The following is a 15,494-nucleotide window of genomic DNA, read 5'->3' as shown; positions in this document are numbered from 1 at the left end:
AGATATAGACATAAATAACAAAATTATATTGAAAAATCTAACTTGTATATGCGTTGCCTCACTAAAGTATTTATCTACTATTCTTAAAATAGTAAAGAGTGGTTTTTTATGTTGTTAATAAGATATAAGTGTACTTTGATTAGAATGAATATAGATAATTAACGACTAACCAATTGGATGAGCACCTAAAAGGGCTCATTTTTTATTTTATCGACCACATATATGTAATTTTGCATAATATTACATAAATTTTGTATTTTCTCTTTTTTTCGACATAAATAGACAGTATACTTTGTACAAGCTTTCTATTTCAAAATTATACGAGGTGAAAAAATGAAAAACACAAAGACATTAACTAAAGTAGCATTAACAACAGGATTAGCTTTAACAGCTGTGGCACCATACGGAATAGGTCATGCAGAGGAAACAGATCAACTTCAAGTTCAAATTCAGGAGGACTCATTCCGTTCAGGTGAACTTACACAACCGTCACAAAAAACACCAGAGAATGTAGTAAAAGATGCTCTTAAGGAGAAAACAGAACAAGCTCTTTCTTCAAAGCAAGTCAATGGAGAAACAGGAGTAGATTATAAAGTTCTTCAAAAACGTGGTTCGTATGATGGAACAACACTTGTGCGTATGCAGCAAACATACGAAGGAAAAGAAGTATATGGCCATCAATTAACTGCACACGTAGATAATAAGGGTGTTATTAAAAGTGTTTCAGGCGATAGCGCGCAAAATTTAAAACAAGAAGAATTGAAAAAGCCTATTAATCTATCAAAAGATGAAGCGAAACAATATATTTATACGAAATACGGGAACGATATCAAGTTTATTTCTGAGCCAGAAGTTAAGGAAGTTATTTTTGTTGATGAAAATAATGGACAAGCTTCAAATGCATATCAAGTTACATTTGAAGCGGCAACACCAAACTATGTTTCTGGAACTTATTTAGTAAATGCACAAAATGGTGATATGTTAAAAAATATGGTACAAGAATCTAACTTAAAAGCAAGTGAAAAACTAGTTGGAGCTTTAAAGGAAAGTAAAAAAAGTAGTCTTACATCATTAACTGGAACAGGAAATGATGATTTAGGTATATCTCGTTCATTTGGTATTTCTAAACAAAGTAATGGCAAATATGCACTTGCTGATTATACAAGAGGGCAAGGAATTGAAACATATGATGTGAATTACAGAGATATTACTAAAGAAGAAAGCTATTATCCTGGTACACTAGCAACCAGCACTTCAACAACATTTAACAATCCAAAAGCAGTAAGTGCTCATTATTTAGCAACAAAGGTATTTGATTTTTATAAAGATAAATATAAGCGTAATAGTTTTGATAATAAGGGACAAAAGGTAGTTTCAGTTGTACATGCTTGGGATTCTGAAGATACGAACGATCCGAAAAATTGGCAAAATGCATTAAGTGCTAATAATGGAAGTATGCTTGTATATGGCGATCCTATTGTCAAGGCATATGACGTAGCTGGACATGAATTTACACATGCTGTTACTTCTAGCGAATCTAATCTTGAATATTACGGTGAATCTGGTGCGATTAATGAGGCGCTATCTGATATTATGGGAACATCTATTGAGAAATACGTAAATAATGGAAGCTTTAACTGGACAATGGGCGAACAAACTGGATCTGTTTTCCGTGATATGGAAAACCCAGCTTCTGTTCCATCTTCACTTGGAGTACCGTATCCAGATGATTACAGTGAATTTAACGATTTTAATGGATGGGATCAAGGTGGCGTTCATTTTAATTCAAGTATTATTAATAAAGTTGCGTATCTCATTGCAAAAGGCGGAACTCATAACGGAGTAACTGTTAAAGGAATTGGTGAAGATAAAATGTTTGATATTTTCTATTATGCAAATACAGATGAGTTAAACATGACATCTAATTTCAAAGAATTGAAATCAGCATGTATTCGAGTGGCAACTAATAAATATGGGGCGAATACAGCTGAAGTTCAAGCAGTGCAAAAAGCATTTGATGCAGCAAAAATTAAGTAAGTTAGAAATATAGTTTCCATTCATATATTAATACATTATGAAAATCAGCTAATGTCATTTTAAGTATATTAGCTGATTTTTTACGTAGCAATGTATTAGTGAAAATAAAATTACTAAGCAATAATCAGGCATCTATCTTCAATAAGTTACGACAAATATATAAGATTTCAAGGATATAAAAACAGAAAATTAATAATATATTGACCTCTTAATAGTAAGTGCTATAAAATGAAAGCGATAACAAACGATTGCTTTAAAATGATTTCCCTGATCTTTTAGTATTTACAACTATATGAAGGCAAAAAAAATCTATTTTTTTAAGCATTAATGCAAACGTTTTCGTACTAAAAGATCATTGAAATACATACGTGAAAATAGTCAATATGGGGGTGAAGTAAAAGAGATTTCTACATTAATTTAAGCAGTGTAATTTAGTATGAGCATAATAAATAGCTCGTACTATATAAAGAAAGGGTGTATGTGGTGCAAATGACAAAAAGATTAATTAACAAATCATTTTTATTACTTGCCATAATCGTTATGTTATCATCTGTTTTCTCTTTTCAGAGTGTGAAGGCAGTTTCAAATTCGAAAACAACTGAAGTTATCATTCATTACAAAGAGAAATCTGGAAATACAAAAGACTGGAATCTTTGGGTATGGGGAGAAAATGCAAACGGTAAATCTTATGAATTTACTGGTGAAGATGAATTTGGAAAATACGCTAAGATAAAAATAGATGGTGACTATAATCGTGTAGGATTTATAGTTCGTACCAATGAATGGGAAAAAGATGGAGGTGATCACTGGGTTGAAAATATAAGGGATGGTCGTGCTGAAGTATGGATCCTTTCAGGTGACGAAAAAGTATATAACTCTAAGCCTTCTTCTGATCTCTCTATTCAAAAAGCGACTATTGATAGTTTCAATGAAATTACTGTAACGACTAATGTCCCGTTTAATAGTAAGGAACAGAAAATTGAAATTGAGGGCATTAAAATTAAGGAAATTAATCCTTTTGATAAAAATAGTGGAGATATTACTAATAAGGTTAAAATAATTACGGAACAGAAAATTGATTTAAAACAAACATACAAAGTTAAAATAGCAAACTTAGCTGATGCGAATACTGAAATCGGTAAAGTCATTCGTAGCGAGGAATTTGATAATTTATTTTATTATGGTGGTAATGATTTAGGGAATATATATACTCCGCAACATACAAAGTTCCGTTTATGGGCTCCTACTGCGAGTGAAGCGAAGTTAGTTACATATAAAAAATGGAGCGATAAAATAGGTACTGAAATAAACATGCAACAAGGTGAAAAGGGAACTTGGAAAGCAGAACTTAAAGGGGACCAAAAGGGACTCTTTTATACGTATAAGGTGAAAATTGGCGATAAGTGGACAGAAGCCGTTGATCCGTATGTGCGTGCTGCTTCTGTAAATGGAGATAAAGGTGTAGTCGTTAATTTAAAAGAAACAAATCCGAAAAACTGGAAAGTAAACAAAAAACCGAAATTTAAAAACCCGGAAGATGCTATTATTTATGAATTGCATGTACGCGATCTTTCCATCCAACCTGAAAGTGGTATTAAGCATAAAGGGAAATATTTAGGTGTAACAGAAAAAGGAACAAAAGGGCCTGAAGGTGTAAAAACAGGACTTGATCATATGAAAGATCTTGGTGTTACTCACGTTCAGTTTTTACCGATATTTGATTATGCTTCAGTAAATGAAGAGGCTTTAAATGAACCACAATATAACTGGGGATATGACCCGAAAAATTTCAACGTCCCAGAGGGCTCCTATTCTACAAATCCTTATGAGCCGACTGTTCGAATAACTGAATTAAAACAAATGATTCAAACATTGCATGATAATAATCTTCGTGTTGTGATGGATGTAGTATATAACCATATGTATAATGCCGCTGAATCTAATTTTCATAAGTTAGTTCCAGGTTACTATTATCGTTACAATGAAGATGGAACACTTGCAAATGGAACTGGTGTAGGAAATGATACCGCTTCGGAACGAAAAATGATGAGGAAATTTATGGTGGATTCCGTCACATACTGGGCAAAAGAATATAATTTAGATGGATTTCGTTTTGACTTAATGGGTATTCATGATTATGAAACGATGAATGAGATACGTAAAGGTGTTAATCAAATTGATCCTTCTATTATTCTGCATGGAGAAGGCTGGGATTTAAATACACCTCTAGCAGCTGAATTAAAAGCAAATCAAAAAAATGCGGAGAAAATGAATGGAATTGCTCATTTTAACGATAATATACGTGATGGATTGAAAGGGAGTGTATTTGAGGAGAAAGAAAATGGCTTTGTAAATGGAAAGGAAAACATGGAAGACCGTATTAAAAAAGGCGTTACAGCCGGTATTGACTATGATACAAATTCGTCTACTTATCAAGATCCGGAGCAGGTGCTAACTTATGTGGAAGCACATGACAATCATACTTTATGGGATAAACTTGAGTTGACTAATTCAGGTGACAGTGAAGAAATGCGAAAACAAATGCATAAATTATCTTCTTCTATTTTATTAACATCACAAGGTATTCCATTCTTACATGCAGGACAAGAGTTTATGCGCACAAAATATGGTGATCATAATAGTTACAAATCTCCTGATTCTATTAACCAGATGGATTGGTTACGCCGTGCAGCATTTAATAATGAAGTAGAGTATATGAAGGGCTTAATAGATTTACGCAAAAAATACCCAGCTTTTCGTATGACTTCTGCAGAGCAAATTAAAAAGTATGTAGCTTTTATCGATGTTCCCAAAAATGTTGTAGCTTATACAATAGATGGAAAGGGAAGTGGGAATAAAAGCGAATACTTTATGGTGGCTCACAATGCAAATAGGGAAGCCGTTGACATAACACTTCCATCGAAAGGTCCATGGAAAGTGCTAGTAAACGAGAATCAGGCGGGAAGTAAAACACTTTACGTTGTCCATGAAAATAAAATTAAAGTTCCTGCATTAAGTTCACTAGTTTTAAAAACAGAGAAACCGATTAAATAAAAGCAAATAATGTGAAAGTATATACTGAATTAAGCAAATTGAATAGGGATTGCAAATGAAAAAAGCGAAGTGAAGGTTGTTTTCACTTCGCTTTTAAAGTTAAAGTAATATAATTTCACATACTGTAATTATATTACAATTTAATAACGGAAATAGACAAGAGATTATTGCTATTGTAACAGTAGGAGGAGAAGATATCTTTGTATTTATTTATAAAATTATCTGAAGCACATTCTTAATTTATATAATTTTTATTAGATATTCGAACATCTAACGGGCTAGATGTTCGAGTTGTATTAATTCCTACAAATCGTTTAAAAAATAGCAAAGATGCAAAAGTATATGGAATTAAAATAGAGAAAAGACACCTTAAATGGTGTCTTTTCTCTATTTTAATTACGATATGTTAGTAACTCACTTGTATGTAATAGTATGTGCATTTTTACACTAACTTCTAAAGAAAAATTTCAAATTCTTTTCTTAATCTATTTGTAATAAATCTCATTAGAAAATTTTATCGCTATAACAAATAAAACTTTCTCAATATTATTTTGTTTAATAACTATTTCCATCTGCTTTCCAATCCATTACAATAATTTCACATTGGAAATACATGAAAATTCTCAATGTTCTAAATGGTTTATACCTTATAGGATTACTATGGGAAAGGATGTGAAATGTCTAATAAAAAATCATTTTTTATGATGAAATAAAAAAATTTAATGAAGCAAAAGTTATTTTATTATTCTCAAGCTTCGTTGAAGTACATGTATTTATAATCACTATGAGACAAGGGGCAGAATCTAAAGATTATTTTTGTAGATTAGAAAATTGTATTTTGAAAATAAGTAAAACATTTATGGAGGGTTATATGAGCGAGCAAATTTATTACTGGTCTCCTATTAAGCATTGGGAGAAGTTGCATAATGAAATTTTGATAGGAGAAACAAGATTTGCAGGCGTTCTGTCTGAATGGTTTCCTGAGTTTTATTTTTTGACTCAAAAAGGTGTGAAAATTAGTGAACTAGTAGAGCGCTTTTCGTTAGGAAATGTAGAAGAGACACAAAAAACAATAGAGCTTATGATAAAAAATCGTGTGTTAGTAAGTAACATATTACCCCCAAGAGAAGTATTTTCCACACAAGAAAAGATTTTTCCGAATCCATATAGCAACCAGATTCGCTTTTCTAAAGAAGATTTAGATAAGTATATGAGTGAACAATTGAATCGAACACACCATGCTGTGCGGTCAACCGAAATTCAACTTGAAACAACAAATGAGTTACCCACTATAATCAAGGAACGTAGGTCTTGTCGCCAATTTGATATGAAAAAACATATTAGTTTTTTAGAATTTTCCCAATTCATATCAACTCTAAAACAGGTTAGGAAAGAAAATATATACTATCATTACGCAAGTGCAGGCGGACTCTACCCTATTGATATCTTTATTTATATAAAACCAAAACGTATAGAAGGTATGAAAGCTGGGTTTTATTATTATAACCCATCAAAAAACTGTCTTGTTATTGTAAATAATATTGATCAAGTAATCAAAAGTGATCATGAGTCAATTAACCAAGATTTATTTACTCAGTCTGCCTTTTCAGTTTATTTGGTTTATAATGCGAACGCTTCCATCCCGAAATACGGTTCAGATGGATATTTATTTGCTTGTATTGAGTCTGGTATTATCACTGCTACCTTAAATATGGTGGCTGAGACATTGAATTTAGGCGTTTGTTCAGTTGGTCATATGAAATTTGAAGAGATTCAGCAATTTTTATGTTTGGATAACCATCAAGTATTTCTCCATGGGCTTGAAGTTGGCTTGAAAATTAACGAATAGATGAAATGAATATTAGGGGGATAAAGATAAAAATGCACATTAAAGATCGAAGTTCGATTCATGAGAATAAAGGGATAGAGGCGTTTTGGAAGGAGCAATTATCTTCCGAGGTTCTCGATTTTTCTGTATTCAATAGCGGTTACCAACTAAATAAAGAAAATCGTAGCGAGCATGTTCAAGTCATAATGAATGTAGAGTTTAGTAAAAGTATACAAAAAGTAAGTAAGTCTCAAGATTTATTATTATTTAGCTGGTTACAGGCCGCATCAAGGATTTGTTTGGCACACTATACAGATCAAGAAAGAATTACTATTGGTATTCCTGTAATCGAAAAAAATCTTGAACAAAGCGAGAATCTTAATAAATTGATTCCTTTAGGAAGTGAAATCCATCCGCATCACAGCTTTAAACAAGTAGTAAATCAGATTGAACAAACAACTTTATTCGGGTATGACAATCAAGAGTATCCACTCTCTGAATTATTAGCGAAACATCATTTAACTCCTTTTCAAATTGTTATTGGGATGGAAGGATTACATAATAAAAATTCGATAGAAGAATATGCAGAGAATAATTTAGCCATCTGGATACAAAGAAAATGGAATGAAATACATAATGAATTTGAAATTCAAATTTCTTTCAAGTCTCATTCATTCTCTTCTTTGCAACAGTTTGCAAATTCATATCTTTATGTTTTAAAGCAAGTGTCAACAAATTCGAATTTGGCTGTGAAAGATATTTGTATCATTTCAGAAGAAGAGAAAGAGTTGCTAGAAGAATTGAATCAAGGTCAGGCGGACATAGAATTGTCTCAATCATTTCAAGATTTGTTTGAGGAGCAAGTGTTAAAAACCCCAGATCAAATTGCTGTTGTTTGTAATGATCAATCTTTGACATATAGAGAATTGAATAAGAAAGCAAATCAATTGGCTTCTATTCTTCAAAGTAAAGGTGTTTCGAAAGAAAGTATTATTGGGGTTATGGTAGATCGGTCATTGGAAATGATCATTGGCATGGTGGGGATTTTAAAAGCAGGAGCAGCGTATTTACCAATCGATCCTAACTATCCAAATGAACGAATTGAATATATGTTACAAGATAGTCAAGCGAAATGTTTACTGAGCAAGCGAACAGAAGTAGAATTGCCGCAATTTGCGGGTGAAGTGCTGTATCTTGATGAGGAATATCTCTTCCAAGGTGAGGAAAGTAATTTAGTTCGAGAAAGTTATCCTAATGATTTAGCTTATGTTATTTACACATCGGGATCGACAGGGAATCCAAAAGGGGTAATGGTAGAACAGAAATCTCTTGTCCATTTTTTAAGTGTAATGAGAGAAAAAGTAAAAGATAATCAGTCATTCTTGTTTCTTGCTAGTGTATCTTTTGATATCTCCTTGTTAGAAATATGTCTGCCTTTAACACAAGGTTCGAAAGTAGTTATTGCTACAGAGGATCAGTTCGCAACAAAAGAATTAGCTTATTTGGTCAAAGAACATAAGGTGGATTTATGGGAATCAACGCCATCGCGAATGGAAGTGATTTTGAGTGATCCAGAAGGGGCAAATTTTCTAAAAGATTTAAAATCTATTTTGTTAGCAGGAGAAGCATTTTCCATTGATTTGGTTGAAAAAATTCGATGCATCAGTGAAGCGACAATTTTAAATATTTATGGTCCTACAGAAACAACCATTTGTGCAACAGTAAAGGATTTGAGCTCTGCCAAAGAAGTTACGATTGGAAGTCCCAACCCGAATTATCATTCCTATATATTGAATAAGTATGGTCAATTAAAACCATTTGGAATTCCGGGTGAACTCTGCATTGGTGGCGTGGCGGTAGCACGAGGGTATCTTGGGAAATCTAAACTGACAGATGAAAAGTTTGTACCGAGTCTTTTTACGGCAGGAGAAATGATGTATCATACGGGTGATCTCGTTCGTTGGTTGCCTAATGGAGAACTTGAATATCTAGGTCGAATGGATCATCAAGTAAAAATTCGGGGATATCGGATTGAATTAAGAGAAATCGAAAGCCAGTTAAGGGAATATCCAGAAATAAACCAAGCTATCGTTGTTGATCAAGTATATGGAAATAGGAAATTATTAGCTGCGTACTATGTATCGGATAATAAGGTCTCTTTTGATGAAATCAGAAAATATTTAAGTGATAAATTACCTGAGTTTATGATTCCTGAAAAAATGATTCAGGTGGAAGAGATTCCGTTGAATCCAAATGGGAAAGTAGATAGGAAAAGGTTATTAGATATAACACAAACAGATTATGTATCAATTCCATACGTTGCCCCGCGCAATGAAATTGAACAAAAATTGGTGCATGCATGGGAAAAAGTTATGGAGATTGAGGGAATCGGTATTCATGATAATTTTTTTGCTTTAAAAGGAGAATCGATTAAAGCACTTCAGGTAATTAATTTATTAAGAAAAGACTGCTTAAAAATAAGTACAACAGATTTTTTTAAGCATCCCACGATTGCTCAACTTAGTACTTGTGTAAAGTTAGAGCATAAAACGGAAAACTTTGAAAATAGACCAACCCATGTTAAAGATTTGTCTAAGCCATTTCCCTTAACAGAGGTTCAGACAGCGTACATGTTAGGACGGAATTCACAGTTTGAATTAAGTGGTATTTCACCTCAAACTTATTTTGAATATGAAACAGAATTGAATATCAATCGTCTTTCAAAAAGTTTTCAAAAGGTAATTCAACGTCATCCGATGTTACGAGCTGTAATTTTACCAGAGGGAGAACAGCAAATATTACAAAGCGTTCCTGATTACGAGATTGAAATAGTAAGTCTCATAGATTTAGATGATAGGAATCAAAATGCTCGCTTACAAGAAGAACGTTCTCGAATGACTAATCATGTATTTCCTTTAGGGCAATGGCCTTTGTTTGAATTAAAAGCCTTTCTTTTAAAAGAAGACACGTATTTATTATGTTTTCGATACGATGCTTTATTAATGGACGGAGCAAGCATGAACATCGTTGGACAGGATTTGTTTCATTATTATTATAAACCAGAGCAAAGGTTAGAACCTCTATCTTTTGATTTTCAAGATTACATGTTTATCTATGATGAACTGGAACAAAGTACAGAATATAAAACAGCAAAAGATTATTGGACAAGTAAGCTTCCTGACTTTCCGTTTGCGCCTTCTTTGCTGTTAAAAAAGGATCCGGCAGAGATTGCTACTCCTAAGTTCCAATCACTTAATAAGATCCTGGACAATGAAATATGGACAAAGCTACGAAAGTTAGCACAAGAGAAAGAAGTAACTCCTTCGGCTCTGCTTTGTACAATATATGGTGATGTATTGGCATATTGGAGTAATCAACGTCGATTGGCAATTAATTTGACTGTATTTAACCGTTATCCTGTTCATGAAGAAGTAGAGAAAATTGTGGGAGATTTCACTTCACTCATCTTGTTGGATGTTGATGTGAATCCAGATCAATCTTTCTTTACTAGAGTAAAAGAAACGCAATCTACTTTATTAGATGGTCTCGAACATCGCCATTACGATGGAGTTAATTTCATTCGAGATTTTACTCGATATCATCAAATGACGCCAAAAGCAGTTATGCCAATTGTTTTCACCTCGATGCTAGCAGGTGCGGGGGCTTTTGCTTGGGAACAACTTGGTTCACTTCGCCATATTCATGCTCGGACTCCACAAGTGTATTTGGATAATGTGGTAATTGAAAAAAATGGAGAGTTATTAATTAGCTGGAACTATGTTGAAGAATTGTTTGATGTTGATGTGATAGAAGCGATGTTTCACCAATTTGTTGACTTATTGGAACAATTAGTGAAACAAAGTGACGTAACATCTTTGCAGATGAAAGAGTCAGACCATGCTTTAATTGAGCAATACAATGAGACAACAGAAAAAATACCGTCGACTACTTTATATCAATTATTTACAGACCAAGTAAAACGTACACCGGATGAAGTAGCAGTAGTTTTTGAACAAGACTACTTAACATACTCGGAACTTCATAAGCGCTCCAATCAAGTTGCGCACTTTTTAAAAGAACAAGGAATTGGTCTAGGTGACAAAGTTGGTCTTTTAGCACAAAGACGAGTTGACACAATTGCTAATATGATAGGTATTTTAAAAGCAGGTGCCGCTTATGTTCCGATTGATCCCGACCATCCTTCAGATCGCCAAACATATATTTTAGAAAATAGCTCATGCAAACTTTTATTAGAACCTAGTCTTTATGCAGAAAACCACTTGTCATTATACACAACAGAAGATATGCCTGCTATTGCTGGTCCGGAAGATCTTGCCTATATTATCTACACTTCAGGAAGTACAGGAAAACCGAAAGGAGTAATTATTACTCACCAAGCGGTTGCAAATACCATTCAAGATATTAATCAAAAATATCAGGTAAATGAAGATGATCGTATTATTGGTATTTCTTCTATGTGTTTTGACTTATCTGTATACGATATTTTCGGAACGTTAAGCACAGGTGCAATGTTGGTAATGATTCGTGATCCAAGAGACATGCAAGAATTAATCCGTACTGTCGAACGTAGAGGAATTACAATTTGGAATACAGTACCTGCAATTATGGATTTGGCATTAGATCAAGTAGGTTCTCATTTTGAACATTCTTCCTTGCGTTTAGTTTTACATAGTGGAGATTGGATTCCACTTTCTTTACCAGAAAAAATAAAACGACATTTTCCGATTGCGGAAGTAGTTTCACTCGGAGGAGCAACAGAAGCATCGATTTGGTCAATTTATTATCCGGTCAAACAGGTGGAATCGCATTGGAAGAGTATTCCATACGGGATACCTTTGGCAAACCAAACGTATTATGTGTTGAACTATGAAAAGAAAATGTGCCCTGTTGGTGTAATTGGAGATTTATATATCGGGGGAGTGGGCCTTGCTAAAGGATATTTAAATGATGAACAGAAAACAAATGAAGCATTTGTATCACATCCTGATTTTGGTCTTATTTACAAGACAGGAGACTGTGGAAAAATGCATCCTGAGGGATATATTGAATTTTTAGGCCGCCAAGATTATCAAGTCAAAATTCAAGGATATCGAGTAGAGTTAGAAGAAATCGCCCATTGTCTTCTCACTTACAAACAAGTCGAACATGCAGTAGTGATTGATCAGACAGATGAGTATGGTATAAAATTTTTAGTCGCATATGTGGTAACTGAGAAAAATATTAGCACAACAGAACTTCGAAAGCATTTGCGAGATCACTTGCCAGATTACATGATTCCTTCTTATTTTGTTTATTTGGAACAATTGCCCTTGACTCCAAACGGGAAATTAGATAGAAAAGCGCTCCCTACTCCGGAGAAACAAACAAATGAAGTATTTATTGCTCCAAAAACGGAAATGGAAAAAATATTAACTAGTGTTTGGCAAGAAGTACTCAAAGTAAATCGGATTGGAGTAAATGATCATTTCTTTGCCTTAGGTGGAGATTCGATAAAAGCGATTCAAGTTTCCGTCAGACTGTATAGACAAGGATTTGAGCTGGAGCCAAAAAATTTATTTTCATTTCCTATATTAGGAGACATGGTTCAATTTGTTAAAAAGCTTGATCATCTTCCAAATTCGCAAACAAGTGATGTAAACAAAATGAACGATAATAAAGTTACATTACTAAATGTTAAAGATAAACAACTTAATCAACATACACTTATCAAAATACAAGAAAAAATGCCAGAAATAAAAATAGAACGTATTTACCCATTGGCACCTTTCCAGGAAGTTATTTATGAACATGCTGCGACTGAACCTGATACAAATGCATATTTCGAACAAACAATTTGGGCACTTGAGGGGGAGCTGGATATTAATCTCTTTATTCAGTGTTTCCAACAATTAGTTGATCGTCATGATTCTTTAAGAACGATAATTGTGCAAGATGAACAAGCACAACCTTGGCAAGCTGTTCTACATGATGTTCAAATGATTTCAGAGATAAAAAACTTGATTGAGATGACGAAACAAGAACAGCAAGAATTCCTAGACCAGTGGATGAATGAAAATTTAAGTCAAGGATTCAAAAATGATGAACTCATGACCCGTCTCTGTATATTCCAACTAGGAAATAACGAGCATAAGGTAGTTTGGAGTTCCCATCATCTATTATGTGATGGTTGGAGCGTCAGCATTTTGATAGACGAATTATTCCAGCTCTATGAAACAATAAATGCGGGAACTACGGCAGAGTTACCTATGGTGAAACCTTTTGAGACATTCATAGATTGGACTGTAGCACGAGATCATGAGAAAGCACGTCATTTTTGGCGGGATTATTTATCAGGATACAATCGGAAAATTAGTATTCCTAAAAAGAAAGTACCAACTCAAAGTGAAGGGTTAAATTTCACATTTATGGATTTAACATTAGATAAGGATTTGACTAATCAGTTACAGATATTTGTAACTAAAAACAATATAACTATGAATTCGGCATTACTAGCTGTATGGGGAATATTGCTTGGCAAATACAACGGAATGAGAGAAGTAGTATTACCTAATCTAGTATCAGTCAGACCTCCCGAAGTAGAAGGGATTGAAAATATGTTCGGTCTGTTCACAAATGTTTTGCCTATCCGACTAGCATGGACAGAAACGCAATCTTTTGTGGACTTCCTGCAAAAAGTACAACTAGAAACATTGAAATGTAATGAGTATGCATACTATTCATTTGTTGATATACAAAAACAAAGTGAATTAAAAACTGAGTTGACTGACCATCTTTGGGTTTTTGAAAACTATCCGACTAACTCAGCTATCTTTTCTTCAAATGAAAACAGAAATTTTGCCATCACAGATTACGAAGTTGTTGATGAGCCTCATGTAAAGTATGGAATTATGTGCTTCCCTGAAGAGAAACTTACAATAAAGTTTGGATATGATCAAACCGTATATGAAGCGGAGAAAATACAGGAAATATTGAATCACATCCATCAGTTAATCAACATGATTCTTCAAAATCCAATACAGGCAATCGGTGATTACAAATTATAAAAAATGAAAAGGCGAGCAAGAACTCGCCTTTTTAAATAGAATAGGAGTAAACCAAATGACAAAAAACTTGCAGTTATCAGCCGAAGAGATGCGTCAGTTAGGATATCAAGCGGTGGACTTGATTGTTGATCATATGAATCATTTAAAAAGTAAACCAGTTTCGGAAACGATTGATAGTAATATTTTTAGAGACAAGCTAATTGAAACGATTCCAGAAAACGGATCCAATCCAAAAGAGTTACTTCATTTTCTTAATAACAATGTGTTTAATCAAATTACTCATGTGGATCATCCTCATTTTATGGCTTTTGTGCCAGGTCCTAATAATTATGTTGGTGTAATAGCAGATTTTTTAGCAAGTGGGTTTAATGTATTTCCTACAGCTTGGATAGTAGGTGCAGGTGCTGAACAAATTGAATTAACGACAATCAACTGGTTAAAATCAATGCTAGGATTCCCTGATTCAGCTGAAGGGCTATTTGTCAGTGGCGGTTCCATGGCTAATTTGACTGCACTTACTGTAGCGAGACAGGTCAAGCTGAATAATGACATAGAAAATGCGGTTGTGTATTTTTCTAACCAAACTCATTTTTCTGTAGATCGAGCACTTAAAGTATTAGGTTTTAAACATCATCAAATTTGCCGAATTGAAACAGATGAAGATTTAAGAATTTCAGTTAGTACTTTAAGAAAGCAAATAAAAGAAGATCGATTAAAAGGGAAAAAACCATTTTGTGTTATTGCTAATGCGGGGACAACGAATTGCGGAGCGGTGGACTCCCTCGATGAATTGGCTGATCTATGTGGTGATGAAGATGTATGGCTACACGCGGATGGTGCTTATGGGGCTGCAGCAATTCTCAGTGAAAAAGGAAGGGAGGTGTTAAGAGGAATTCATCGTGCTGATTCTTTGACGTTAGACCCGCATAAATGGCTTTTTCAGCCTTATGATGTTGGTTGTGTACTCATTCGCAATAGCCAATATTTAAGTAAAACGTTCCGTATGATCCCAGAGTATATTAAGGATACGGAAACTAATATAGAAGAAAAAGTGAATTTTGGGGAGCGTGGAATTGAACTTTCTCGTAGATTTAGGGCATTAAAGGTATGGCTTTCTTTTAAAGCATTTGGAGTCACAGCTTTTCGTGAGGCAATAGATCATGGCATTATGTTGGCTGAACAAGTTGAAGAGTTTTTAAGGAAAGAAAAAGATTGGGAAGTAGTAACACCTGCCCAATTAGGAATTGTTACTTTTCGTTATATTCCTTGTAAGCGAACGTCTACAGAAACAATTCATGAAATAAACAAAAAACTGGTGGAAGAAATTAATCAAAGAGGATTTGCTATGCTAAGTACGACTAAATTAAAAGAAAAAGTAGTAATTCGACTTTGCTCTATCAACCCGAGGACAACATTAGAAGAAATACTTCAAATCATGATGAGCATTAAGGCGTTGGCAGAGGAAATAAACACATCGCCTAAACATCTTATATCTGTTTCTCAACCTTGAT

The 15,494-nt window shown here is 33.9% G+C and carries 5 protein-coding genes and 1 pseudogene; all 6 read left to right on the top strand.

Going from position 1 to position 15,494, the window contains the following annotated elements; translation table 11 throughout:
* Positions 1 to 333 precede the first annotated feature (333 nt).
* The 6 genes and pseudogenes from ACE38F_RS15545 (at position 334) to ACE38F_RS15520 (ending at position 15,493) form a co-directional block, all read left to right on the top strand.
* The gene (locus ACE38F_RS15545) at positions 334 to 2,037 is read left to right on the top strand and encodes a M4 family metallopeptidase (RefSeq protein ID WP_375369088.1); all 1,704 of its coding nucleotides are present in this window, start codon (positions 334 to 336) and stop codon (positions 2,035 to 2,037) included.
* Between the two features lie 483 nt (positions 2,038 to 2,520).
* Positions 2,521 to 5,091 carry a type I pullulanase gene (pulA, locus tag ACE38F_RS15540; protein ID WP_375369087.1) on the top strand — a complete coding sequence of 857 codons (2,571 nt, stop codon included), beginning with the start codon at positions 2,521 to 2,523 and terminating at the stop codon, positions 5,089 to 5,091.
* 251 nt (positions 5,092 to 5,342) lie between these two features.
* Positions 5,343 to 5,435, top strand: a pseudogene (locus ACE38F_RS15535) (DM13 domain-containing protein); the annotation flags it as partial.
* Between the two features lie 527 nt (positions 5,436 to 5,962).
* On the top strand, positions 5,963 to 6,940 hold the full coding sequence (locus ACE38F_RS15530) for a SagB/ThcOx family dehydrogenase (protein WP_375369085.1): 978 nt from the start codon (positions 5,963 to 5,965) through the stop codon (positions 6,938 to 6,940).
* Positions 6,941 to 6,972: 32 nt separating this feature from the next.
* On the top strand, positions 6,973 to 13,983 hold the full coding sequence (locus ACE38F_RS15525; protein WP_375369084.1) for an amino acid adenylation domain-containing protein: 7,011 nt from the start codon (positions 6,973 to 6,975) through the stop codon (positions 13,981 to 13,983).
* A gap of 55 nt (positions 13,984 to 14,038) precedes the next feature.
* Positions 14,039 to 15,493, top strand: coding sequence for a pyridoxal phosphate-dependent decarboxylase family protein (locus ACE38F_RS15520; RefSeq protein ID WP_002127563.1), 1,455 nt, complete (start codon positions 14,039 to 14,041; stop codon positions 15,491 to 15,493).
* Position 15,494 lies beyond the last annotated feature (1 nt).

The organism is Bacillus altaicus (genome assembly GCF_042136375.2).
Lineage (GTDB): Bacteria > Bacillota > Bacilli > Bacillales > Bacillaceae_G > Bacillus_A > Bacillus_A cereus_U.
Note: the sequence above shows the minus strand (reverse complement) of the source record. Positions and strands in the feature narration are given on the sequence as shown.